At 51.4% G+C, this 23,264-nt stretch carries 23 protein-coding genes, 7 tRNA genes and 2 pseudogenes; 28 read left to right on the top strand and 4 right to left on the bottom strand.

Annotation, left to right across the window (positions count from 1 at the left end; all coding sequences use genetic code 11):
• Positions 1-13: 13 nt before the first annotated feature.
• The 21 genes and pseudogenes from DWZ16_RS11610 (at position 14) to DWZ16_RS11520 (ending at position 13,434) form a co-directional block, all read left to right on the top strand.
• Positions 14-87: transfer RNA gene (locus tag DWZ16_RS11610), tRNA-Asp, on the top strand.
• Positions 88-148: 61 nt separating this feature from the next.
• A tRNA-Val gene (locus tag DWZ16_RS11605) sits at positions 149-221 on the top strand.
• 18 nt (positions 222-239) lie between these two features.
• Positions 240-312, top strand: a tRNA-Thr gene (locus DWZ16_RS11600).
• A gap of 9 nt (positions 313-321) precedes the next feature.
• Positions 322-403: transfer RNA gene (locus DWZ16_RS11595), tRNA-Tyr, on the top strand.
• A gap of 66 nt (positions 404-469) precedes the next feature.
• Positions 470-543, top strand: a tRNA-Met gene (locus DWZ16_RS11590).
• Positions 544-740: 197 nt separating this feature from the next.
• A tRNA-Phe gene (locus DWZ16_RS11585) sits at positions 741-813 on the top strand.
• Positions 814-816: 3 nt separating this feature from the next.
• Positions 817-889 (top strand) — tRNA-Lys (locus tag DWZ16_RS11580).
• A 319-nt stretch (positions 890-1,208) separates the two neighbouring features.
• A complete protein-coding gene (locus DWZ16_RS11575; protein WP_118522890.1) occupies positions 1,209-1,532 on the top strand; it encodes a hypothetical protein in 324 nt (107 codons plus the stop codon).
• The gene (locus DWZ16_RS11570) at positions 1,490-2,329 is read left to right on the top strand and encodes a ComEC/Rec2 family competence protein (protein WP_118522889.1); all 840 of its coding nucleotides are present in this window, start codon (positions 1,490-1,492) and stop codon (positions 2,327-2,329) included. Before DWZ16_RS11575 ends, DWZ16_RS11570 begins: the two co-directional genes overlap by 43 nt.
• Before the next feature lie 92 nt (positions 2,330-2,421).
• Entirely contained in the window at positions 2,422-2,856 is a 435-nt protein-coding gene (locus DWZ16_RS16270) for a hypothetical protein (RefSeq protein WP_243022015.1), read from the top strand.
• A pseudogene (locus DWZ16_RS16940) lies at positions 2,811-3,038 on the top strand (decarboxylase); the annotation flags it as partial. The gene DWZ16_RS16270 and the pseudogene DWZ16_RS16940, both read left to right, overlap by 46 nt.
• A 28-nt stretch (positions 3,039-3,066) precedes the next feature.
• Positions 3,067-4,011 carry a hypothetical protein gene (locus DWZ16_RS16935; RefSeq protein ID WP_412694338.1) on the top strand — a complete coding sequence of 315 codons (945 nt, stop codon included), beginning with the start codon at positions 3,067-3,069 and terminating at the stop codon, positions 4,009-4,011.
• Positions 4,012-4,109: 98 nt separating this feature from the next.
• The gene (locus DWZ16_RS11560) at positions 4,110-4,838 is read left to right on the top strand and encodes a guanylate kinase (RefSeq protein WP_118482600.1); all 729 of its coding nucleotides are present in this window, start codon (positions 4,110-4,112) and stop codon (positions 4,836-4,838) included.
• Positions 4,839-4,986: 148 nt separating this feature from the next.
• Positions 4,987-5,976, top strand: coding sequence for a DNA polymerase III subunit delta' (gene holB, locus DWZ16_RS11555; RefSeq protein ID WP_117796592.1), 990 nt, complete (start codon positions 4,987-4,989; stop codon positions 5,974-5,976).
• Positions 5,977-5,980: 4 nt separating this feature from the next.
• The gene (locus DWZ16_RS11550; protein ID WP_022360400.1) at positions 5,981-6,892 is read left to right on the top strand and encodes a stage 0 sporulation family protein; all 912 of its coding nucleotides are present in this window, start codon (positions 5,981-5,983) and stop codon (positions 6,890-6,892) included.
• Complete coding sequence (locus DWZ16_RS11545) at positions 6,882-7,613, top strand: tRNA1(Val) (adenine(37)-N6)-methyltransferase (RefSeq protein WP_107001771.1); 732 nt, start codon at positions 6,882-6,884, stop codon at positions 7,611-7,613. The genes DWZ16_RS11550 and DWZ16_RS11545 overlap by 11 nt, the downstream gene beginning before the upstream one ends.
• Positions 7,614-7,628: 15 nt before the next feature.
• A pseudogene (gene rsmI / locus DWZ16_RS11540) lies at positions 7,629-8,479 on the top strand (16S rRNA (cytidine(1402)-2'-O)-methyltransferase).
• Positions 8,480-8,843: 364 nt separating this feature from the next.
• Positions 8,844-9,719: a pyridoxal 5'-phosphate synthase lyase subunit PdxS gene (gene pdxS / locus DWZ16_RS11535; protein ID WP_107001769.1), complete on the top strand. Its 876-nt coding sequence runs from the start codon at positions 8,844-8,846 to the stop codon at positions 9,717-9,719.
• Position 9,720: 1 nt separating this feature from the next.
• Positions 9,721-10,299, top strand: coding sequence for a pyridoxal 5'-phosphate synthase glutaminase subunit PdxT (gene pdxT / locus DWZ16_RS11530; RefSeq protein WP_118522888.1), 579 nt, complete (start codon positions 9,721-9,723; stop codon positions 10,297-10,299).
• A 556-nt stretch (positions 10,300-10,855) separates the two neighbouring features.
• Positions 10,856-12,001, top strand: a complete 1,146-nt coding sequence (locus DWZ16_RS11525; protein WP_207663864.1) for a trans-sulfuration enzyme family protein — start codon at positions 10,856-10,858, stop codon at positions 11,999-12,001.
• Between the two features lie 260 nt (positions 12,002-12,261).
• A complete protein-coding gene (locus DWZ16_RS11520) occupies positions 12,262-13,434 on the top strand; it encodes a MalY/PatB family protein (RefSeq protein ID WP_118522887.1) in 1,173 nt (390 codons plus the stop codon).
• Positions 13,435-13,551: 117 nt separating this feature from the next.
• On the opposite strand, the gene glgB is transcribed toward DWZ16_RS11520, so the two are convergent.
• From glgB to DWZ16_RS11500, 4 genes are all read right to left on the bottom strand, one after another.
• Positions 13,552-15,498 (bottom strand): 1,4-alpha-glucan branching protein GlgB, encoded by a 1,947-nt coding sequence (gene glgB, locus DWZ16_RS11515; protein ID WP_118522886.1) that lies wholly within the window; start codon positions 15,496-15,498, stop codon positions 13,552-13,554.
• Between the two features lie 4 nt (positions 15,499-15,502).
• Entirely contained in the window at positions 15,503-17,050 is a 1,548-nt protein-coding gene (locus DWZ16_RS11510) for an alpha-amylase family glycosyl hydrolase (protein WP_243022014.1), read from the bottom strand.
• Between the two features lie 23 nt (positions 17,051-17,073).
• Positions 17,074-17,316, bottom strand: coding sequence for a YaaL family protein (locus tag DWZ16_RS11505; RefSeq protein ID WP_118482082.1), 243 nt, complete (start codon positions 17,314-17,316; stop codon positions 17,074-17,076).
• An 81-nt stretch (positions 17,317-17,397) separates the two neighbouring features.
• Positions 17,398-17,811 (bottom strand): ArsR/SmtB family transcription factor, encoded by a 414-nt coding sequence (locus DWZ16_RS11500; protein ID WP_243022013.1) that lies wholly within the window; start codon positions 17,809-17,811, stop codon positions 17,398-17,400.
• 384 nt (positions 17,812-18,195) lie between these two features.
• Here DWZ16_RS11500 and DWZ16_RS15555 point away from each other — a divergent pair, with 384 nt between their 5' ends.
• From DWZ16_RS15555 to DWZ16_RS11470, 7 genes are all read left to right on the top strand, one after another.
• Entirely contained in the window at positions 18,196-18,345 is a 150-nt protein-coding gene (locus tag DWZ16_RS15555) for a hypothetical protein (protein ID WP_182427359.1), read from the top strand.
• Positions 18,342-18,917 (top strand): prepilin peptidase, encoded by a 576-nt coding sequence (locus tag DWZ16_RS11490; protein ID WP_182427358.1) that lies wholly within the window; start codon positions 18,342-18,344, stop codon positions 18,915-18,917. Before DWZ16_RS15555 ends, DWZ16_RS11490 begins: the two co-directional genes overlap by 4 nt.
• Positions 18,918-18,952: 35 nt before the next feature.
• Positions 18,953-19,675, top strand: coding sequence for a hypothetical protein (locus tag DWZ16_RS11485; RefSeq protein ID WP_347475115.1), 723 nt, complete (start codon positions 18,953-18,955; stop codon positions 19,673-19,675).
• A complete protein-coding gene (locus DWZ16_RS16930; protein ID WP_243024601.1) occupies positions 19,675-19,956 on the top strand; it encodes a hypothetical protein in 282 nt (93 codons plus the stop codon). Before DWZ16_RS11485 ends, DWZ16_RS16930 begins: the two co-directional genes overlap by 1 nt.
• Positions 19,957-20,076: 120 nt before the next feature.
• A complete protein-coding gene (locus DWZ16_RS11480; protein ID WP_333489859.1) occupies positions 20,077-21,285 on the top strand; it encodes a CpaF family protein in 1,209 nt (402 codons plus the stop codon).
• Positions 21,236-22,018, top strand: coding sequence for a type II secretion system F family protein (locus tag DWZ16_RS11475; protein ID WP_243022012.1), 783 nt, complete (start codon positions 21,236-21,238; stop codon positions 22,016-22,018). The genes DWZ16_RS11480 and DWZ16_RS11475 overlap by 50 nt, the downstream gene beginning before the upstream one ends.
• A gap of 6 nt (positions 22,019-22,024) precedes the next feature.
• Positions 22,025-23,248 (top strand): hypothetical protein, encoded by a 1,224-nt coding sequence (locus DWZ16_RS11470; RefSeq protein ID WP_118522883.1) that lies wholly within the window; start codon positions 22,025-22,027, stop codon positions 23,246-23,248.
• Positions 23,249-23,264: the final 16 nt, after the last annotated feature.

Below are 23,264 nucleotides of genomic sequence, written 5' to 3'. Positions count from 1 at the left end.
GTATATACCTTTTGGCCCGGTGGCTCAGCTGGTTAGAGCGCCGCCCTGTCACGGCGGAGGTCGTGGGTTCGAACCCCATCCGGGTCGTTTAGATACGACTATTTCAATTCTTTGAAAAATGAATATGGACTGGTGCAGTATCGTAGATGGGGTCTTAGCTCAGCTGGGAGAGCATCTGCCTTACAAGCAGAGGGTCACAGGTTCGAGCCCTGTAGGCCCCATTGTTACCAATGTTTTATGCCGATGTGGCTCAATTGGCAGAGCAGCTGATTTGTAATCAGCAGGTTATCGGTTCGAGTCCGATCATCGGCTTTTTAAAATGGATGGGTTCCCGAGTGGCCAAAGGGGGCAGACTGTAAATCTGTTGCGTCTCGCTTCGGTGGTTCGAATCCACCTCCATCCATTATTATTTTTACAATAATGGTTGTATTTTTCCAGAAATTGTATATAATAATAGAGTAAGAATTAGCGCGGGGTGGAGCAGTCTGGAAGCTCGTCGGGCTCATAACCCGAAGGTCGCAGGTTCAAATCCTGCCCCCGCAATTTTTTTTATGCAATGAGAAGTGCGGTCTTCAAAATATAGGAGTCAAAAATATGCTTGCATATTCTTTGACGGATAGATTTTGAAGAACATACGGCGAATGCCGTAAGCGAAAAAACGAAGTTTTTGAACTGAGCACTTCGGACTAAAAAAAGCGACAAGCAAACTTTTAATCCGCATAAAACCAAATAACCATTACGCCCAGATAGCTCAGTTGGTAGAGCAGAGGACTGAAAATCCTCGTGTCACTGGTTCGATTCCGGTTCTGGGCATATGGGGTATTAGCTCAGTCGGTAGAGCACTTGACTTTTAATCAAGTTGTCCGGGGTTCGAATCCCCGATGCCTCATGAAGATGAGAAGCCGTCACACTGGAGACAGTGTGGCGGTTTTTTGTGTAATAGCGAATTCCAAGGAATTTCCTATTACACAAAAAGGCACTAACGTGCCAATGATGCGCACTCACGCGAAGAAGAAATAGGAAATTTCGTTTAACATTCATGTTAAGTAAAAAAGCCATTCAGACAGGAGTCTTTCTTGAATATATAATTTCTTGTTTTCGGATATGGCAGCTGTTATAATTGATTGAAAACAGAAGCAAATAGAAAACCAAAATGGAAGTAAGAATAGAAATAGGCAAATGCAGAAATTTTAAAATGGAGAAGAAAAATGGAGCCAAACAAGATGAAACAGAAACGCCGGAAATATTTATATGCAGCGGTGGCGCTTGGCATGACGTTCCTTTTGAACTTGAGCGGATGCAGCCGCCGGTTCACGAACTATCCGGAGACAGCCGGAACGGTAGCAATCGTGGACAGTACAGAGCGGGAGGCTGTCCGAGATGAAAATGGAGAAAATCCAGATCAGCCGATTGATTTAGATAACCTGGGGGAACAGCAGTCGGCGGCAGAAATGGAAGCGTTAGCTGCGGCGGAGGCGGCGGAGCGGGCGTGGAGGAGCCGTATCTGGACGGGGGAGAGCTTCGGCTTTTAGCGTGTGCGGATATCTGGCAGAACCTCTCCTGCGTTATGAAGACGAAGGAAGGCGCGGTGATCGTGGTAGACGGCGGTCGTGATGTCGATGCACCGCATTTGATTGAGGTTATTCAGGAGTTGGGCGGTCATGTGGATGCATGGCTTTTAACTCATCCGCACAGCGATCATGTGGGGGCGATCACGGAGATTTTAAACATGGATCCGATGCCGATCTCGATCGGTAAGGTGTATTATTCATTTCTGAATAAAGAATTTTTAGGTCAGGAGCAGGTTTCAAGACGGGATTCAGATTTGGAGTGTTATGATCGGATCACGGAAGCGATTGCGAAACTGCCGGAAGCAGAAAAATGCGGGACGCTTACGAAAGGGCAGAAGATTTCAGTGGCGGGCGCGGAGATCACAGTGATGAACGAGCCATTTGCCTGCACGGAAAATAGTTTTAATAACAGCTCGGTCGCGTACCGCGTGGATATGGGCGGAAAACGGATCCTGTTTTTGGGCGATATGGGCTGGCAGGCAGGGGAAGATTTTCTTACCAATCATACGCAGGAGGAACTGAAATCGGATGTGCTACAGATGGCGCACCATGGGCAGAGAGGTGTGGAAGAGGAGCTCTACCAGGAGATTTCACCGGAGGTCTGCTTATGGCCGACGCCGGACTGGCTCTGGGATAATGTGCAGGATGGTGTCGCGGGCGCTGGTTCGTATAAGACGCCGATTGTCCGTGGATGGATGGTAACATTAGGTGTGAAGAAAAATCTTTGTGTCAAGGATGGCGATCAGATACTGCGGTAGTTTTTTATAAAAGATTAAAATAAAATTTTAAAAAGTTGTTTTCAGGGAAATGAAATGCTTTTGGGATGCGGTGCAGCGGATAGAAATAAGACATGAACGAAAAAAGAGAGAAACAGAAGGAAGAAGAAAAAGTGAATAAAGACAGGAAAATGCAGTCGGAAACAATCATCCTACGTCCGGAAGTGCCGCTTTTAGAACGTTTATCCACCTATGCGGCGTCGGATGCCTACCCGTTCCACATGCCGGGCCACAAACGCCAGGTGAAAATGGGGATAACTTCCGTTCCGAATCCATTTTCGGTGGATATCACGGAGATTGATGGATTTGACAACCTGCATCATGCGGAAGATATTTTGAAAGAGTCGATGAATTCGGCGGCTGCGGTGTACGGAGCAGACCGGAGCTGGTATCTGGTGAATGGCAGTACGTGCGGGATTCTGGCGGCGATCGCGGCTGCGGTGAAGCGGGGGAAAAAATCCTCATGGCTCGAAATTCCCACAAATCGGCGTATCACGCGGTGGTTTTAAACCAGCTGGAACCGGTATATTTATATCCGGAGGAGGTGCCGGAGTTTCAGATTCCGGGAGGGATCGAGCCAGAGCAGGTGGAACGAGCACTTTTGGAGCATCCGGAGATCCGGGCTGTGTTTGTGACTTCCCCGACCTATGAGGGGATCGTGTCGGATATCCAGGGGATTGCAGCGACGGCGCACCGGCATGGAGCGGCGCTGATTGTGGATGAGGCGCACGGCGCGCATCTGCCGTTTGGGGATGGACTATTTCCCGGATGGGGCGTTACAGGAGGGGGCGGACCTGGTGATCCAGAGTCTTCACAAGACGCTTCCATCTCTGACACAGACGGCGATTCTGCATCTGAAAAGCCAGATTCTGGATGCGAAGAAGGTGGAACAGTATTTATCGGTTTACCAGAGTTCCAGCCCGTCGTATATTCTGATTGCGTCGATGGAGAACTGCGTCCGGTATATGGCAGAAAAAGGAGCCGGGGAGATGGCGCGGTATGGCGCGCGATTGCGGGAACTCCGGGAAAAATTGGCGAAGCTAAAACATTTCCGGCTTCTGAAAGAGGAAATCTGTGGTGCGGCAGGTGTGTATGGATATGATCCGTCAAAACTGGTGCTATTTCCAGATTTTATGACGGGAACCAGACTGGCAGAGGTTTTGCGGACAGAGTACCATCTGGAGGCGGAGATGTCGAGCGGGCGGTATGTGCTTCTGATGACTTCGTTTATGGATACGGAGGAAGGATTTTCGCGTCTGGAGCGGGCACTTTTGGAGCTGGATGCGCGGGTGGAAAAGCTGGAGGCGGAAAGTGTTGGGCTGAAAGATGCAAAACAAGGCAGGCAGAAACCGTTTTCGGGAGCACAATCGAATCAGAAACCGAACCAAGAAAATGATTCAGAAAACTATCCACAGCAGATGTGTCTCCCCTGGCAGGCATGGCATGGGGATGGCATGCTGGTGCCGCTTGAGGAGGCGGAAGGAAGGGCGGCGCGGACCTGCGTTACTATTTATCCGCCGGGGGTGCCGATGCTGATGCCGGGAGAGCGGATTGGAACAAGGGAGATCGCGCGGATCCGTGAGGATTGGAAGCTGGGACTTACGGTGGAAGGAATTTGTGAAAAATCAGACAAATTGAATTTGTGGATAGAGGTTGTTATTTAGCAGGTTCGCACATTTGCCATAAGAAACAGAGAAAAATCGGATTTATATATACGATGGAATGCGTGTGAAAATACTGGCTGGAAAGGCATAATAGGAAGATGGGACATATATTTTACGTGATGGGAAAGAGCGCGTCCGGGAAGGACACGATCTATAAGATATTGAGAGAGCGGCTGCCGCAGATCCGGACGGTGGTGCCGTATACGACCAGACCGATCCGGGCAGGCGAGCGGGACGGTGTGGAGTATTATTTTGTGACCGGAAAAAGGCTTGCGGATTTGGAGAAACAGGGAAAGATCATTGAAAAGAGAACCTACCAGACTGTTTATGGACCGTGGAGTTATGCAACGGTGGACGATGGGCAGATCGATCTGGGATCGCATGATTATTTCATGATCGGGACGCTGGAATCGTATGAGGGGACGCGGAATTATTTCGGTGCGGATGTGCTGGTGCCGCTTTATATTGAGGTGGAGGACGGTGAACGCCTTCAGCGTGCGCTTGACCGGGAACGGCAGCAGACAGAGCCAAAGTATGCGGAGCTGTGCCGCCGTTTCCTGGCGGATGAGGCAGATTTCAGTGCCGAAAATATGGAAAAATGTGGGATCCGGGCGGAAAACCGGTTTGAAAACCGCGAGCTGGAAGCGTGTGTGGATACGTTGGTAAGGGAAATCGGGCTCAGGGATTGGCACTTTTGGAACCGAAAGTGCCGTAAGAAAACGTGGTGGCAGCAGGAATTTGCCGTATTTAAATGCGAAGCCACGGCAAATTCCGTTACTGGGCACGTATGCGTGAACAGTAACAAATTCGGAATTTCATCGCACTAGGCAGAGGGTAAATCTTGTGTTATACTAAGATGATAGAGTTTTACAAATAATAAAAGAAGGGCATGATAGAAGGGATCCCAACCGATCCATACGATTGAAACGATTTTAGAATTAAAATCCATAGTCCAGCCCTGAAAGGAGCATCAAGATGGCAGGTTTTCACGATATTATTGGACATGAGAAGATAAAAGAGCACCTTCAGAAGGCGATCGGGTATCAGAGAGTTTCACATGCTTACATATTGTCGGGCGAGGAAGGAATGGGACGCAAGACGATCGCGAAGGCATTTGCCATGACGCTTTTGTGCGAGAAACATGGGACGGAGCCGTGCATGGAATGCCATTCCTGTAAGCAGTTTTTGTCGGGCAACCATCCGGATGTGATCTGGGTGACACATGAGAAACCGGCGAGCATTGGTGTCGATGATGTCCGGATTCAGATCAATGATACGGTTTCGATCCGCCCGTACAGCAGTCCATATAAGATATATCTGGTCGATGAGGCGGAGAAAATGACGGTGCAGGCGCAGAACGCTCTTTTAAAGACGATTGAGGAGCCGCCGGCCTATGCGGTGCTGGTGCTTATCACGACGAACCCGGAGGTATTTCTGCCGACGATCCTGTCCCGCTGTATCCAGTTGAAACTTCGTCCGCTCAAGGATTCGGTGGTAAGCGATTACCTGACGGAGAAAATGGGCGTTTCGGATGGTCAGGCAGATATTTATGCGGCGTTTGCGAGAGGAAATTTAGGAAAAGCGATTCATCTCGCCTCTTCGGAGGAGTTTGCACTTTTGTACCGAGAGGTGCTGACGCTGCTTAAAAATATCAAGGACATGGATATTCCGATGCTTCTGGATTATATCCGCAAGCTGCAGGAGGACAATCTGGATCTGTATGAGTGCCTGGATTTCATGCAGCTCTGGTACAGGGATATTCTGATGTTTAAGGTCACAAAGGACATGAATTCGCTGATCTTTAAGGAGGAGTATTCAGCGGTCAGCAGTTGCTGCCAGAAGAGTTCCTATGAGGGGCTGGAAGAGATATTGAGTGCGATTGAAAAGGCAAAAGTCCGGCTGAATGCTAACGTCAACACCGATTTGGCGCTGGAGCTGATGCTTTTGACGATGAAGGAGAATTAAATTTATGATAAAGGTAATCGGAGTCCGGTTCCGCAAGGCCGGAAAGGTATATTACTTCGATCCGGCGCAGATGGAAATCAAGATGGGCGACCATGTGATCGTGGAGACCGCCCGCGGAATCGAGTTCGGAGAGGTGGTTCTTGGCGTCCGCGAGGTGGATGAGAAGAAGGTGATCCAGCCGCTGAAATCGGTCATTCGTATGGCGACGAAGAATGACGAGGAGCTGGAACGGAAGAATAAAGAAAAAGAGCATGAGGCATTCCAGATCTGTCAGGAAAAGATCCGCAAGCATGAATTGCAGATGAAGCTGATCGATGCAGAATACACCTTTGATAACAATAAGCTGCTGTTTTATTTTACGGCGGATGGAAGAATCGATTTCCGTGAGCTTGTCAAGGATCTGGCGGCGGTCTTTAAGACGCGGATCGAGCTGCGCCAGATTGGCGTCCGGGATGAGACGAAGATTTTGGGTGGCGTCGGTATCTGTGGTCGTCCGCTCTGTTGTCATTCATATTTATCGGAGTTTATTCCGGTTTCAATCAAGATGGCAAAAGAGCAGAACCTGTCCTTAAATCCGACGAAGATTTCGGGTGTGTGCGGTCGTCTGATGTGCTGCCTGAAATACGAGGAAGAGACGTATGAGGATCTGAACAGCCATCTGCCGAGTGTCGGCGATTACGTCACAACGGATGACGGGCTGAAAGGCGAGGTTCACAGTGTCAGCGTCCTGCGCCAGCAGGTAAAGGTGGTTGTGACGGTAGGACGGGATGAGAAGGAGATCCGTGATTACCGTGTGGATCAGCTCAAGTTTAAGCCGAAGCGCCGCCGTGACAGGGGAAATGTCAACGATGCGGAGCTGAAAGCGCTGGAGGCACTGGAGAAAAAGGAAGGAAAGTCGAAGCTGGATGATAATTAAAGAGGGCGAGCGGATCGATGAACTGCAGCGGAACGGATACCGGATCATCCAGAAGACGAACGGGTTCTGTTTTGGCATGGACGCGGTGCTTTTGTCCGGGTTTGCATCGGTGAAGCCGGGCGAGAAAGCGCTTGATCTGGGAACGGGAACTGGTATTATCCCGATTCTTCTGGAGGCAAAGACGGAAGGAAGCCATTTTACAGGTCTGGAAATCCAGGCGGAGATGGCGGAGATGGCGTCCCGGAGTGTGGCGCTCAACAGGCTGGAAGAGAAGGTTTCGATCGTGCAGGGCGATATCAAGGAGGTTCCGACGCTGTTTGAGAAGGCATCCTTTGATGTGGTAACGACGAACCCGCCGTACATGAACGACAGCCACGGGCTGAAAAATCCCGATCTTCCCAAGGCGATTGCCCGCCATGAGGTTCTCTGCAATCTGGAGGATGTCGTGCGCGCGGCAGCTTCGGCACTTCGTCCCGGCGGACGACTCTATATGGTGCACCGTCCGAGACGGCTCATTGAGATTCTGATGGCGATGAAAAGTCAGAAATTGGAGCCGAAGCGGATGAAATTTGTCCATCCGTTTGCAGATAAAGAGGCAAATATGGTTCTCATCGAGGCGGTGCGCGGCGGCGGCGCGCTGATGACAGTGGAAAAGCCGATCATTGTGTACAAAGAGCCGGGCGTGTATACGGATGAGATTTATGATATTTACGGGTATTAATGGAATAGGAGAACGATGGAAGGAACATTATATTTGTGTGCCACGCCGATCGGCAACCTGGATGACATCACATTCCGGGTGCTGGAGACGTTAAAGCAGGTGGATCTGATTGCGGCGGAGGACACGCGGCACAGTATTAAGCTTCTGAATCATTTGATATTCATACACCGATGACGAGCTACCATGAGTACAATAAGGTCGAGAAGGCGCGTGTGCTGGTGGAGAAGCTGAAATCGGGCATGAATATTGCCTGCATCACGGACGCCGGGACGCCGGGTATTTCGGATCCGGGCGAGGAGCTGGTGCGCCAGTGCTGTGAGGCGGGAATTAAAGTAACCGCACTTCCGGGAGCGGTGGCGTGTGTTACGGCGCTGATTATTTCGGGACTTCCGACGAGACGGTTCTGTTTTGAGGCATTTCTTCCGACGGACAAGAAGGAGCACCAGCGGGTGCTTGCAGAGCTTCAGAATGAGACGCGCACGATTGTGCTTTACGAGGCGCCGCACCACCTTCTGCGGACGCTCACGGAGCTTTACGAGGCGCTGGGGGATAGAAAGGCGTCTATCTGCCGGGAGCTGACGAAGAAATACGAGACGGCGTTCCGGACGACGCTTTCGCAGGCGGTGGCGTATTATACGGAAAATGAGCCGAAGGGCGAGTGCGTGATCGTCATCGAGGGCAAATCCGTCCAGGAGATCGAGGCGGAGGATCAGGCGCGCTGGCAGCAGATGTCCCTGGAAGAGCATATGGAACATTATGAATCACAGGGAAACAGCCGCAAGGAAGCGATGAAGCTGGTGGCGAAGGACCGCGGGGTTTCGAAGCGGGATGTGTACCAGGCGCTGCTGGAGGCGGAAGAGGCGTAGACACAAACGGAAAGCTGAAAAATGGGTAAGTGGAGTGGCGTTGGTGGAATGCCGGGGCGCTCCGGTTTGTGCAGATAAAAGAAAAATAGAATAAGATTTGAGAAAAGAACAAACTGTACTGATTAAAATATTTAAAAGTGTATATTTTAATCAGTACAGTTTTTGCTATAATTCCTACTAAGTTGATGCGGAAATGAATGTAAAAATACAGAATGTCAGTGAATTGTTTTTCGCAAGGCAGAATAGAAAGGCAGAAGAGGCGCTTGCCTGTGAATGATTCAGTGGATTCGGGTATTGATTGCAAGGATCGTAAGGACGCTTGGCTTACAAAGAAAAATCATATTCAACCACGGGAGGAATAAAAATGGCAGAGAATCGTTATGAACTGAATAAACAGCTGGCACAGATGTTAAAGGGCGGCGTTATCATGGATGTCACAACCCCGGAGCAGGCGAAGATCGCGGAGGCGGCAGGCGCGTGTGCGGTTATGGCGCTGGAGCGGATTCCGGCGGATATCCGGGCAGCGGGCGGTGTGTCCCGTATGAGTGACCCGAAGATGATTCGCGGCATTCAGGAGGCAGTTTCGATTCCAGTTATGGCGAAGTGCCGGATCGGTCATTTTGTGGAGGCGCAGATTCTGGAAGCGATCGAGATTGATTATATCGATGAGAGCGAGGTATTATCTCCGGCGGATGATGTGTACCATATTGACAAGACACAGTTCAAGGTTCCGTTTGTCTGCGGTGCGAGAGACCTGGGAGAGGCGCTGCGCCGGATCGAGGAAGGTGCTTCGATGATCCGTACCAAGGGCGAGCCGGGAACGGGCGATGTCGTACAGGCAGTCCGCCATATGCGTGCGATGAATTCGGAGATCCGCCGGGTTCAGAATCTGCGTGAGGATGAGCTTTACGAGGCAGCAAAACAGTTAAAAGTTCCGGTTCATCTGCTCCGCTATGTACATGACAATGGACGTCTCCCGGTTGTCAATTTCGCGGCAGGCGGCGTGGCTACCCCGGCGGATGCGGCTCTGATGATGCAGCTGGGCGCAGAGGGAGTCTTTGTTGGATCTGGTATCTTCAAGTCAGGCAATCCGGAGAAACGTGCGTCGGCGATCGTGCAGGCAGTAACGAATTACAAGGATGCAAAATTACTTGCTGCGATTTCTGAGGATCTGGGCGAGGCGATGGTTGGTATCAATGAGAATGAGATTGCGATTTTGATGGCAGAGCGGGGACAGTAAGATGGAGAAAAAACAGATAGGCGTGCTGGCGGTGCAGGGCGCGTTTGCCGAACACATTGCCATGGTACGGAGACTGGGCGCAGAGGCGTTTGAGATCCGGCAGCTTCCGGATCTGGAGCGGCCGATGGACGGACTGATTCTGCCGGGCGGCGAGAGTACCGCGATGCGTAAGCTCCTGGATGAGCTGGGGCTTTATGAGCCGCTTCGGGCAAAGATTGCGGCAGGGCTTCCGGTGTATGGAACGTGCGCGGGGCTTCTGCTTCTGGCCAAGGAGATCGAGGGCGGAACGCCGTGCTTTGCGACGATGGATGTGTCGGCGGTGCGGAATGCCTACGGGCGTCAGCTCGGAAGTTTTTACACGGAGGCTGAATTTGCCGGTCTGGGGACGATTCCGATGACTTTTATCCGCGCGCCGTACATCGCTTCGCTTCAGGAAAATGTTAAGGTGCTGGCGACAGTGGACGGAAAGATAGTCGCAGCCAGACAGGGAAACCAGTTTGCGACGGCATTTCATCCGGAATTGAATGAGGATGTGACGGTGCACCGGTATTTTCTAGAGGAAGTCTGCAAAGGAAATTAAGAGTGTAATTTGGTAGAAATTAGCGTGTGGTTGATGAAAAGTGAAACCTACTGGTAAGGGGAGCGAGAACTGCAGCCATTTAAAGCGGTCAGAATGGATGATATATTTCTGAAATGTGGGAAGATGTCATTGATTCTGACCGTTTTTTTATCTCAGTCGAGAAGACTCCCACCTCTTCAGGTGGTGAGTAATAGCAAATTTGTCTCAGTGGGAGTCCATTCTCCGATTGAGATAAACGCTCCGCGAGGATGCGCAGTGATTCTGTAAAGAATATGTCAGCTTCGCTGACCAGAATCACGCGCCAAGTCTCACGGACGTTCGACTTGAATTGTTTGGAAGGTGCGTTCTGTGAAAAAACAAAAAATGTACCTTGATAGGTTTTTGCGCTGAGGAAGGAAAACGCCCAGGAAAATGGCGGACTGCATGGAATTCCTATTGACAAAGTAGGAATTTCGCATTACAATCACTGATAAACCAATTAAAACAATATGAAATAAGAAAATTATATAAAAAACAAATTTGCTGATATAGCAAATAGACACAGGAGGATGACATCGTGGCTTATCAGATAGAGACAACTTGTATTTGCGGAGATCCGGAAACTTCTAAAAACCATTCTTTTGGCGCTGTTTCAGTGCCGATTTACCAGACGGCGACTTTTGCCCACCCGGGTATTGGGGAATCGACCGGTCATAATTATACGCGTGAGAGCAACCCGACCAGAGACGAGCTGGAAAAGACTGTTTCGGCGCTGGAAGGAGCGGTTGATACCGTTGCCTGCACATCCGGTATGGCGGCGATCTCGCTGATGATGGAGCTGTTTGACAGTGGCAGCCATTTTGTATGTACCGAGGATCTGTATGGCGGTTCCGTCCGTATTTTTGAGGCACTGGAAAAGAAGCGCGGTTTTTCATTTTCCTATATAAATACAGCCGATGTGGAGGCGGTTGAGAAGGCGATCACGGATCAGACGAAGGCACTCTACATCGAGACACCGAGCAACCCGACGATGCAGGTGACCGATCTGGCGGAAATGAGCCGTCTGGCGACGAAGCACGGACTGCTTCTGATCGTGGACAATACCTTCCTGTCCCCGTATCTGCAGAATCCGATCGCCCAGGGCGCGGATCTGGTTGTCCACAGTGGCACGAAGTTTTTAGGCGGTCACAATGATACGCTGGCTGGATTTTTATGTACGCCGATCAAGGCGCTGGCAGAGCAGATTCGATATCTGTTCAAGACGATCGGAAGCGGACTTTCTCCGTTTGATTCCTTCTTAGTTCTGCGCGGCATCAAGACTCTGTCGGTGCGCGTGGAGCGGCAGCAGGAAAATGCGATGAAGATCGCAGACTGGCTGAAAGAGCAGAAAAAGGTAACGGATGTCTACTATGTAGGACTTCCGGAACATCCGGGTTATGAGATCAACCAAAAACAGAGCCGCGGCGCGGGCAGCATGATTTCGTTCCGCACTGATACAGAGGAGACGGCGAGAAAGGTGCTGGAGCGCGTGAAGCTTATTTCCTATGCGGAGAGTCTGGGCGGCGTGGAGTCCCTGATTACCTATCCGATGCTGCAGACACACGGCGATGTACCGGTTGAGATCCGGGAACGTCTTGGAATTACAGAGACATTTTTACGTCTGTCTGTCGGTATTGAAAATGTGGATGATCTGATTGCGGATCTGGAGCAGGCATTAGCGTAAAAAGAGGGTAACTGTTCAGTAGGTCTGCGCATTTACTGCGCTGACCGTACGAAAACATGGGCCAGCAGGCAAAAATCCCATTGCCGTAGGCAATTTTTAATGGATTTTTGCGCGTGACTGTGAAGGTACTGAACAGTTACAAAAGAGGATAGATATGTTTGGTATCGGTTTTGCATGGGCAGTGGGATATGGGCATGGATGACAGGATGCCAGAGTGAAAACCGTTCATTGACAGGAACGATGGATTGGGAGGAAAATGCATGAAATACGATTTTGACAAAGTGGTGGACCGGCATGGTACCAACTGTTTAAAATATGATTTTGCCATCGAGCGAGGAAAACCAGCGGATATTTTACCGCTTTGGGTGGCTGATATGGATTTTCAGACGGCTCCGGCGATTTTAGAGCGGCTGGAAGAGACAGTAAAACATGGTATTTTCGGCTACAGTGATGGAAAAGAGGGCTATTTTGCGGCAGTCCAGAACTGGTACCGGGAGCGCTTTGGCTGGGAGACGAAACCGGAGTGGCTGGTGAAGACACCGGGCGTTGTATTCGCGCTGGCGGCGGCTGTCCGGGCGTATACAAAGGAAGGTGACGGCGTACTGCTTCAGCAGCCGGTGTACTATCCGTTTTCGGAAGTAATTACGGACAATGGGCGTAAGATTGTCAACAGCCCGCTGAAAATCACGGATGGCTATTACACGATGGATTTTGACGACCTGGAAACGAAGATCGTGGAAAATAAGGTCAAATTGTTCCTGCTTTGCAGTCCGCACAACCCGGTCGGACGTGTCTGGAGCGAGGAAGAACTGCGCCGGGTTGGCGAGATTTGCCTGCGTCACGGTGTGCTCGTGGTCAGCGATGAGATCCACAGTGATTTTACCCGCGAGGGACATCCACACACAGTATTTGCGAAGCTGGGTGCAGAGTTTGAGCAGAACTGCCTGATCTGCACGGCACCATCCAAGACGTTCAATCTGGCGGGACTGCAGATTTCCAATATCTTTGTGCCGAACCCAGAGCTTCGGAAGAAACTCTTAAAGGAGATCGCGGCGGCAGGCTACAGCCAGGTCGGTCTGATGGGACTGGTAGCATGCCAGGCGGCGTATGAAGAGGGAGCGGAGTGGCTTGCACAGCTAAAAGCGTATCTGGAGGAGAACCGGAAGTTTGTGAAGGCGTATCTGGAAGAGCATCTGCCGGAAATCCGTCTGATCGAGCCGGAGGGAACCTACCTTCTGTGGCTGGATTTTAAGGCGCTTCATTTGAATGAAAAAGAGCTGGAACATCTGATCGTGGACAAGGCACATCTGTGGCTGGACAGCGGCGCGATGTTCGGACCGGACGGCGAGGGCTTCGAGCGGATCAATATCGCATGCCCGCGGGCGACGGTGGAGAAAGCGCTGAAGCAGCTGGAAGCGGCGATCCGCGGATAAAATTGATTGGGTCACGAATCAGAACCCGTATAAATAAAACCTGCCGCAGGCAGACTGTATCCCCCCATATAAACAGTCTGTCTGCGGCAGGTTTTTTGACTTCATAGGAACATTATTTTATGAGAACCGGAACACTGCAGTTCCATACGCCGGAAGCGGGTACGCGAAGGAGTATGGCTGTCCGTCACATTCGCTCTTGATGGAGCGGTAATGGCTGATCTTATCGCCGCGCTTGTAGTAGCCGTGTTCCTGGTCAAGCAGCAGCGTGTAGGTGCCGCGTTTCGGAACACCGATGCGGTAATCGTCGCGGTCTACCGGGGTGAAGTTGCAGATGAAGAGAAGATTCTTTTTCTGTGTTTCATCGCGGCGGATAAAGCTGAAAATACTGCGGTCTCCGTCGTTGGCGTTGATCCACTGGAAGCCGTCATACTCCTCGTCCAGGCGGTAGAGCGCCGGATATTTGTGGTAGAGCGTCAAAAGCCCTTTCACATAATTCTGGAGGTCGGCATGGAACGGCTCTTTCGTAAGGTACCAGTCGAGGGAGACTTTTTCATCCCATTCATGGAACTGACCGAAATCCTGTCCCATGAAGAGAAGTTTCTTGCCCGGATGTCCGAGCATGAAAGTGTAGCCGACTTTCAGGTTGGCAAATTTATCCTCGTATTCGCCCGGCATTTTGTTGATCATCGAGCATTTGAGGTGGACGACCTCGTCGTGCGAGAGCACCAGAATGAAGTTTTCGCTGGTGCAGTAGGTGATGCCGAAGGTCATTTTGTTGTGGTTAAATTTACGGAAATACGGGTCGAGCTTCATGTATTCGAGGAAGTCATGCATCCAGCCCATATTCCATTTGAAGGTAAATCCAAGACCGTCCTCCTCCGGGCTCTTGGTAACGTTCGGCCAGGCGGTGGATTCCTCGGCAATGATGATGGCGCCGTCCTTCCGGCCGCGGATCACGCTGTTTAAATGTTTGAAAAACTCGATGGCTTCGAGGTTTTTGTTGTCGCCATATTTATTTGGTACCCACTGTCCGTCCTGGCGCCCATAGTCTAAGTAAAGCATGGAAGCGACGGCGTCCACGCGCAGACCATCGATGTGGTATTCATCGAGCCAGTAGAGCGCGTTGGCGATCAGAAAATTGGATACCTCGTTTTTGGCATAATCGAAGACCTTGGTACCCCAGTCCGGGTGCTCGCCTTTGCGCGGGTCGGCGTACTCATAGAGCGCCTGTCCGTCGAAATCGGCAAGTCCGTGTGCATCCTTCGGAAAATGCGCCGGAACCCAGTCTAGGATGACACCGATGCCTTTTTTATGTAAGTAATTGACGAAATACATAAATTCCGCCGGGGTTCCGTAGCGGGAGGTCGGGGCAAAATAGCCGGTTACCTGATAGCCCCAGGAGCCGTCATACGGATGTTCGGCGATTCCCATGAGCTCTACATGGGTGTAGCCCATTTCCAGGACATAGTCAGCCAGCTCATGCGCGGCTTCCATGTAAGTGTAGTAACCGTCCTTTTCCGGGCGATTTTTCTTTTTCCAGGATCCTAAGTGAACTTCGTAGATAGAGATTGGCGCCTTGACCGGATCGGTGCCCGCGCGCGATTCCATCCATTTGGAATCGTTCCATTTGAAGCCGCGGATATCGGCGGTCACGGAAGCGGTTCCCGGACGGTATTCTGCCGAAAATGCATATGGATCTGCCTTAAATAAAATCGTTCCCGTGTGCGTGGTGATGGCGAATTTGTAGAGCTGTCCCACGCCAAGTCCCGGTACGAAGAGCTCGTAAATGCCGCTGTCTGCGACCGGCTTCATCGGGGTTGCATCCGGATTCCAGGCGTTGAAGTCGCCGACCAGGCTGACGGCGGCTGCGTGCGGCGCCCAGACCGCGAAATAGTAGCCGTCCTGTCCGCGATATGTATAAGGGTGTGCGCCCAGCTTGTGGTAGAGCTGGTAGTGGCGGCCTTCTCCGAAGAGATACCGGTCAAGCTCGCCGATCACGCCGAGTCCTTCTGTCTTTGGTTTTTTCGATGTGGTTCGTTTAGTAGTGGAAGCTGCTTTTTTCATAAGGTTACCCCTCCGTGATTCCGAGAATAACAGCGCTGTTACCCTCTAATTCTATCTGAATTTTGTTTGTATTCTTATCGATCAAAAACGATTTTCCGGTAATCAGATCCGTAGCTTGTTCCGCTGTCGTGTGGAATGGAAGTGGAACTTGTAAATAAGCGGCGTTGTCATCGTTGTTGGCAGCGGTAAGGATCGCCTGGTGGTCACCGTGTCTGGCAAATGCGTACTGCCGGTTTGTCAGCAGAAGTTCCTGATAACGCCCACCGTGAAGCGCCGGTTCGGCGGCATGGATGGCGGCGAGTTTCTGGATCAGAAGTGTAAGCGGTGTCACGGTGCCTGCGTTGGTATCTGTGTTTGAGTCTGTGGTGCTTGAAGTGGTCTGGCAGCAGGTGTTTGCGCCTGCGTGTATGTTTGTGCCTGTGGCGCTCGAAAAGCTCTGGCAGTTGCCATCTGTGCGGATGCCTGTGTTTTGTCCGTCGCTGGTCTGCATTTCTTCTGCAAGCGGTCTCGGCGGCAGGATTCTCGGACGGAGTTCCGTATCAGAGTTGTGTCCGCGGCGTCCCTGAATGCCCCATTCACTTCCATAATAGATGGATGGAATGCCCGGAAGAGTGAACAGCAGCGTGTAAAGCGGCGCAAGATGTGCCGGATTTAACAGTTTGCTTGCGATCCGGTCTTCGACGTGGTTGTCCACAAAGGTGTAGAGATCCCGCCCCACCGCTTCGAGGCGGCGGACATTGTGTGCCAGTTCGAAATAATTGTGGTCGTTGTGAGCGGAATAGATACTTTTGTGCATCTCGTAGTTGGTGACGGAATGAAGCATCTGCGGATTGACCCAGCGGGCGTATTCGCCGTGGATGACTTCGCCCATCAGCCAGAATTCCGGCTTGATTTTATTTGCCAGCCGGCGCAGTTCCTGCATAAATTCAAAGGAAAGATCGCCCGCGCAGTCGAGACGGATACCGTCGATGTCAAATTCCTGCACCCAGAAACGGACAGTGTCAAGCAGATAGTTCCGCACTTCCGGGTTTTTGTGGTTTAAGCAGGGAAGCTCCCAGATGCCGTGCCAGGATTCGTAGCTGAAGGAATCGCCGAGCGGGCTGCCCCAGCCGAAATTGACGTTCCTGTACCATCTGGTGTAAGGGGACTGGTCACGGTGCGCCTGCAGGTCGCGGAAGGCGAAAAATTCGCGACCGGTGTGGTTGAACACGCCGTCCACGACGACGCGGATGCCATGCTCATGGCAGCAGTCCACGAAAGATCGGAAGGAGACGTTGGTTCCCAGCCGCCGGTCGATGAGCCGGAAATCGCGGGTATCATAGCCGTGCGTGGATGATTCAAACAGCGGTCCAATATAGATTGCGGAAATATGCAGACTCTCTAAATAGGGAATCCACAGCATCAGTTCGTCCATGCGAGAATCGGCGGAAACGTCCCTGTTTGTGCCATCCGCTGCCCCATCGGAGACGGGATAGGGATTGGCAAACGGCGATCCGGTCATTCCCAGAGGATACATATGGTAAAAGGTGGCTTTGTCGTACCAAGCTGTCATGAGAAAAGTCCTCCTTGTGTCGGTTAAATGGTATTTTCCTGTTGTTTAATATGTCGTAAAAGGAACTGATACCGGAGGTGTGCGGCTTTCAGTTCGTAGATATAGCAGTCAATCAGAGTCGGATCGACGACCTCTTCAAAATGGTTGAAAACGGTGTTGATCGTGCTCATGGTCTGTCGCAGTTCTGTCAGCAGCTCCGGGTCAGGGTGAGCGGAAAAAATGTCCGTGCTGGTGATACCGGAGCAGTGGGTGCGGTTGTGCTTCATGGTTTGATGCTCTCTTTCTGAATCCTATAAATTGGTACAACGATCAGTATATTCAGAAAATGGAAAGATATGCATCCTGGTTCAGGCGTTCATGGAAAGCACGGATTCCAGCAGATGTCCGAGCTGCATCAATTTCCGGGTGCTGTCTTCGATTGAGAGATAATAATAATTGCAGGTTCCCTCCCGGTGGACATCGATCAGCCCGGCTGTCTTTAAGATCTTCAAATGGTGGGAAACTGCCGGGCGCGACAGGCTGGTCCGTTCGGTGATCTCCCGGACATTTAAGCCGTGCGGACGGGGCTGATTGGGCAGGCTGATTGGACGGTCATCGTTTTTATCCGGCTGATTTGTGTTCATAGGGTTGTTTTTTTTGCGTCCCGTGAGGGCTTCGTCCGTCAGCGCTTCGATGATCGTCAGCCGTATTTCATCGCCCAGTGCGATAAAAAGAGGCATACAGGTATGAAAATGCTGTTTAAGTTCTGTTCCTTTTTTCATCGCGGCTCCTCCTTCTATAATGGTTTAAAAATTTAAACTAATAGTATTTTACCATTTTTTGTTTCGTCAGTCAATGGAAAGGAAAATGCTGGAATGGGTATTTATAGATAAAAAATAAAGAGATATTTTGGCAATTATTTTCAAATAACGAAATTGTCTAGCTAAAATAATGGGTTCAGATGCACAAAGTTTTTGAGATGTTTTTGGCGCATATTTCGGGTGTTTTGGGATTGACTTTTGACCAAAAACTGTTCATAATGGAGGAACATTCATGGATGGGTTCTTCCATCTGTCACGGGAATCCGGATTTCCCGTTGATCTATTATTAAGATTCTAAAAGTTAAGTTCAGAGAAATGTTCGATAATTTTTCAGGAATGTTTGAAGTGCATACAGGAAATGAATGGAAAAAGGTGGCGGTAAAAGCTGGCACAGGACTGGCAGCTATCGTTTGCGGCAGGAGTTTTGAAAAGAGGACATACTGTGCAGAAATTGTTCGTTTCATGTATGCGAAAGAGAAGGAGGGGATGGATTGACCTTTTTGCTGCTGTTGTTTACTGGCGGCTGTGCGTTTTGGGATTTGAAAAAACGCCGTATTCCCAATGGGATGCTTCTGCTTGGCGGTCTGTTGTTCCTTTTGATTCGGTTTGGTCTGGGGATGAAGATGGGATATACGGCCGGATGGGGCGGGCGGCTGCCGGGATATGGGGCGGCGCTTATGATGGGGATTGGCGAGACTTGTGGATATTTGATTCGTGTCGGGAGTTTACTGATTGTCCTGTTCCCTCTGTATCTGTTTCGCATGATAGGTGCGGGGGACATCAAAATGGCAGCCGTCCTGTTTGGTGCCGCCGGGCTGCGGCAGGGCGGGCGGATTTTCCTGTGCGGGCTGGCAGCTGCCGGAATATGGTCACTTGTATTACTTATCCGGCGTGGGATTGCCAGGCAGCGGCTTACATATCTTGTGTTTTATTTGTATCGGTCCGCGCTTGGGGGAAGCGTCGAGCCGTACTATCTGGAAGCGCGGGATGGAAAAGAGGCATCTTTTTGTCTGGCACCGTGCCTGTTTTTGGGAGTGATTGGGGCGGAGCTGATTCGGTATCTGTAGGGGAAATGGCTTGTGATTAGGGAGGTGGCGGTGCGATGAAGCATATTCTGGCGGTGTATGATGTGGATCCGGTCTATGCGGCGCGGTTTGCAGAGGTAGTTAACCAGAAGGAAAAAATACCGTTTGAGGTGGTGGCGTTCAGCTCGATCGAGCGGCTGCGGGCATTTGCGGCAGAACATCCGGTAAAGCTTCTGTTGTTGGGCGAGCATGTTCCGGCGGAAGAAAAGGAGTCCATCCGGGCGGAAAAGGTTATTCTTTTATCGGATAATGGGGGAAAACCGGTCAGTCCGTCAGTTCCCTGTGTCTACAAATACCAGTCCAGCGATGCGATTGTGCGCGACGTGATGACCTGGTATGGGGAAAGCCCGGGGGAGCTGCCGGAGGTGTCCGGGCGGGGGCTGGCGAAGGTCTTGGGAGTGTATTCGCCGGTTGGACGGTGTTTAAAGACCTCGTTTGCCCTGACAATGGGAAAACTTTTGGCACAGGAGGAGCGGGTGCTGTATCTGAACCTGGAGGAATTTTCCGGTCTGTCGGTTTTGATGAAAGAAGAATATAAGAGTGATTTGTCGGATCTGTTGTATTTTTACAACGGTGGAAGCTATAATTCGCTTCGTTTGAGCAGCGTTGTCCACACGATGGGGGAGCTGGACTATATTCCGCCGGTGCGCTATCCGGAGGATCTGGATCAGGCGGGAGAGGAGGCAATCGCAGGGCTTATACGGCAATTGCCGGGGAGAGTGCGTATGATACGCTGGTAGTGGATATAGGAAGCGGGCGCAGGACGGCGCTTTCGGTAATGAAGCTGTGCCGGGTAATTTATATGCCGATCCGGGAAGATCCGGTGTCTTTGGCAAAGCTTAAGGAGCTGGAGCAGTATTTTTCACAGACAGGAAATGGCATGCTAAGGGAACGTATTAAACGCCTGAAGCTTCCGTATCACGGCAGTTTTGGACGGGGCGATTATATTGACCAGCTCTTATGGGGAGAACTGGGTGATTATGTACGGCAGCTGCTGCGGGGAAGCAGTGTGGGCGGATAATGTTCATTGTGGGTTAAATTAGAAGGGGCAAAGTCTTTTGACAGGGATAAATTGAGCGGGATTTTGCCAGTCATTCTAAAGAGTAAACGGTTGTGAGAGAAACAACTGGCAGGGGGAAGTATGCAGGAGCAGAAAATGGTTTTGAGGCAGCGTCTGATGGAGCAGATGGAGAGCCGTATGCAGGTGGAGGATGAGGAGCTGCGCGACCTGATCGACATGGCGATTCTGGAAGCGGCAGAAGGGGCGTATCTGCCGTTAAAAGAGCGGCTTTGTTTGAGAAAAGAGCTGTTTGATTCATTCAGACGGCTGGATATTTTGCAGGAGCTGGTCGATGATCCGACGATCACGGAGATCATGGTAAATGGCACGGAGCACATTTTTGTCGAGCGGCAGGGGCGTGTGGAAGAGTTAGAAAAGCACTTTGATTCGGTAGGGCAGCTAGAGGATCTGATTCAGCAGATTGTAAGCCGTGTCAACCGGACGGTCAATCTGGCATCCCCGATTGCGGATGCGAGACTGGAAGATGGTTCTCGTGTCCACGTGGTGCTGGCACCGGTGGCGTTAAATGGGCCGATTTTAACGATCCGGAAGTTCCCGGAACCGATCACGATGGAACGCCTGATTGAGTTAAAAAGTATCAGCCGGGAGGCAGCGGCATTTTTGCAGAAAGCGGTCGAGCGGGGACTCAATATTTTTATCAGCGGCGGAACCGGATCGGGAAAAACGACGATCTTAAACGCCATGTCCGGCTATATTCCACAGGAGGACCGTGTCATTACGATCGAGGATTCGGCAGAACTTCAAATCCGCCATGTAACGAATCTTGTTAGCCTGGAAACAAGGGTAGAAAACCGGGATGGTTCGCAGGAGATTTCCATGCGCGATCTGATCCGGGCGAGTCTCCGAATGCGTCCGGACCGCATCATCGTTGGGGAGGTCCGGGGCGGCGAGGCGCTGGAAATGCTGCAGGCGATGAATACGGGGCACGATGGCTCGCTCTCAACCGGACATGCAAACAGCGCCAAAGATATGCTCTCAAGACTGGAAACGATGGTTCTGATGGCAGCAGAGCTGCCGCTTGCGGCGGTCCGGAGCCAGATCGGTTCAGCGCTCGATCTGATGGTCCATGTCGGGCGGATGCGGGACCGGAGCCGGAAGGTGCTGGAGATCACGGAGGTGATAGGCTATGAAAATGGGAAAATCCGCCTTTCTCCCATCTATCAGTTTCAGGAAAGCGGGGAGACTGCTTCCGGACAGGTGGAAGGAGCACTTGTCCAGGTTGGCAGATTTGAAGGGCGGCGCAGATTCGCGGGAGGAAGTGCTTTCTGATTACCGGGTTTACCACCTGACGGGGCAGGAGTGGATACGTTACCTTCTGGAGGGAACAGCGGTGTGCGCCGTGACGGCGTATGTATTCTACCGTTCATTTCTGGCGTTCGTTCTGATGCTTCCGGCGGGGATGCTGCGGCCGTTTTTTAAGAGGCGGGAGCTCTGCCGCCGGAGAAAAGAGGAGCTGCGGCTCCAGTTTAAGGAAGCGATTCAGATCGTGGCTTCGGCGCTGGCTGCAGGCTATTCAGTGGAAAATGCGTTTATTGCGAGCGTGCGCGATCTGGAAGAACAATACGGAAAAGAAGGGATGATTACCCGTGAGTTTTCATATCTGGCAAGCCAGCTTAAAATGAACCGGACCGTGGAGGCGCTGCTTTCTTCCTTTGCGAAGAGGAGCGGTCTGGATGAGGTGGAAAATTTCTCTGTTATTTTTACTGTATCCAAACGGAGCCGGGGCGAGCTGGCAAGCGTGGTTCACCATGTCGTTCACGTGATTTCGGATCGCATTCAGGTGCGGGAGGAAATTCTCACGATGACGGCAGAAAAGCAGTTTGAACAGAGAATTATGAACCTGATGCCGTACCTGATCGTGCTCTACGTGGATTTGTCATCGCCGGGCTTTTTCTCACAGATGTATGAGACAGCGGTGGGGCGGGTGGTGATGACCGGGTGTCTGGTGGTCTATCTGCTGGCATGGAGGGTATCGGGGAAAATTCTTCAGATTGAGGTGTGAAACAGCATGGGAAAAATGGGGAAAAAGCAGGTTTTATGCATTCTTTTGGGGATAATTCTGGCAGTTGCGGGATATCTGGTGGAAAAACGGGATGGGGCGCTGGAAGATGGGAACCGGCTGAACCGCTATGCATACGGAGAAGGGGAACGGCAGCAGGAAGTGTGGGTGCGCGGACTGTGCGAGAAGGAGATTCCGGTGGAGATTTCGCTCGGAGAGCGGGAATATGCGGAAGAGAATGCAAAAAAAGTATTGCTGGAGGCGGGAGGTAAACTGGCGGATTTAATTCGGGGAAACAATCTGTCCCTGCAGGAGGTAAGGGAAGATCTACATCTCGTCGGCTGGCTGGAAGAAGAGGGCATCCGGGTCCGCTGGACACCGGAGGATGCGGAATGGATTCAGACGGATGGGACAGTTTTAAATGAAGAATGCCCGGAGAAGGGGATTCAGACAGAACTGACCGCATCCCTGCAGGCGGGGGTATTCAGCCGGGAGTACCGGTTCCCGGTCACGCTATATCCGCCGCTTCGGACGAAGCAGCAGGAAAAAGAGGCAGGTTTTAAGCGGCTGTTAAAGCAAATGGATGAGGCGCAGAGAACGGAAGGGCAGCTGGTTCTGCCAAAGATGTATGAGGGGAAGAATTTATCTTACCGGGTGCGCGGAGACAGGGAATATCTGCTGTTTCCGGTGCTGGGGATTGCGGCGGCAATTCTGCTTCCTCTTTATGAAAAACAGAAGGAGAGTGAGGCGAAAAAGAAGAAAAAGCGGGAGCTGATGGAAGATTATCCGGAGATTGTGTCAAAGCTGACTGTATTTTCCGGGGCGGGGCTTCCGGTCCGCCGGGCATGGGAGCGGATTGTGCTGGAATACGAGGCGGCATGCCGGGCGGGAATACAGACGGAGCGGGCGGCATACCGGGAAATGGCAGCGGCATATCACCGGATGCAGCGCGGTGTCCCGGAACTACAGGCATATGCGGAATTTGGTGCGGGCTGCCGCCTGAGACCGTACCGGAAGCTTTCCGGGCTTTTGGAGCAGAATGTCAGAAATGGGGCAGAAGGACTTCGAAAGGCGCTGGAGACAGAGATGGAGTCGGCGTTTGAAGAAGAGAAAGCACTGGCAAGACGCCGGGGGGAAGAGGCATCCACAAAGCTGATGCTTCCATTGTTTTTGATGTTGATGATTATTATGGTGATGGTTTCAGTCCCGGCGTTTCTGGCGTTTGGGATCTGAAAAATGGGGAGAAAGG

Source organism: Clostridium sp. AF29-8BH, from assembly GCF_003478145.1.
GTDB classification, from domain to species: Bacteria; Bacillota; Clostridia; order Lachnospirales; family Lachnospiraceae; genus Otoolea; species Otoolea fessa.
The sequence above is the reverse complement of the archived record's forward strand: the minus strand, read 5'-3'. Positions and strand labels throughout refer to the sequence as shown.

Coding starts and splice junctions, on each gene's coding strand:
- DWZ16_RS11500 (WP_243022013.1), bottom strand. CDS start 17,811: ATGAAAAAAGGAACAGAACTTAAACAGCATTTTCATACCTGTATGCCT.
- DWZ16_RS11510 (WP_243022014.1), bottom strand. CDS start 17,050: ATGACAGCTTGGTACGACAAAGCCACCTTTTACCATATGTATCCTCTG.
- DWZ16_RS11520 (WP_118522887.1), top strand. CDS start 12,262: ATGAAATACGATTTTGACAAAGTGGTGGACCGGCATGGTACCAACTGT.
- DWZ16_RS11545 (WP_107001771.1), top strand. CDS start 6,882: ATGATAATTAAAGAGGGCGAGCGGATCGATGAACTGCAGCGGAACGGA.
- holB (WP_117796592.1), top strand. CDS start 4,987: ATGGCAGGTTTTCACGATATTATTGGACATGAGAAGATAAAAGAGCAC.
- DWZ16_RS11505 (WP_118482082.1), bottom strand. CDS start 17,316: ATGAAGCACAACCGCACCCACTGCTCCGGTATCACCAGCACGGACATT.
- glgB (WP_118522886.1), bottom strand. CDS start 15,498: ATGAAAAAAGCAGCTTCCACTACTAAACGAACCACATCGAAAAAACCA.
- DWZ16_RS11550 (WP_022360400.1), top strand. CDS start 5,981: ATGATAAAGGTAATCGGAGTCCGGTTCCGCAAGGCCGGAAAGGTATAT.
- DWZ16_RS11575 (WP_118522890.1), top strand. CDS start 1,209: ATGGAGCCAAACAAGATGAAACAGAAACGCCGGAAATATTTATATGCA.
- DWZ16_RS11470 (WP_118522883.1), top strand. CDS start 22,025: ATGGGAAAAATGGGGAAAAAGCAGGTTTTATGCATTCTTTTGGGGATA.
- DWZ16_RS16935 (WP_412694338.1), top strand. CDS start 3,067: ATGAGGCGCACGGCGCGCATCTGCCGTTTGGGGATGGACTATTTCCCG.
- DWZ16_RS11480 (WP_333489859.1), top strand. CDS start 20,077: ATGCAGGAGCAGAAAATGGTTTTGAGGCAGCGTCTGATGGAGCAGATG.
- DWZ16_RS16270 (WP_243022015.1), top strand. CDS start 2,422: ATGAACGAAAAAAGAGAGAAACAGAAGGAAGAAGAAAAAGTGAATAAA.
- pdxS (WP_107001769.1), top strand. CDS start 8,844: ATGGCAGAGAATCGTTATGAACTGAATAAACAGCTGGCACAGATGTTA.
- DWZ16_RS11560 (WP_118482600.1), top strand. CDS start 4,110: ATGGGACATATATTTTACGTGATGGGAAAGAGCGCGTCCGGGAAGGAC.
- pdxT (WP_118522888.1), top strand. CDS start 9,721: ATGGAGAAAAAACAGATAGGCGTGCTGGCGGTGCAGGGCGCGTTTGCC.
- DWZ16_RS11485 (WP_347475115.1), top strand. CDS start 18,953: ATGAAGCATATTCTGGCGGTGTATGATGTGGATCCGGTCTATGCGGCG.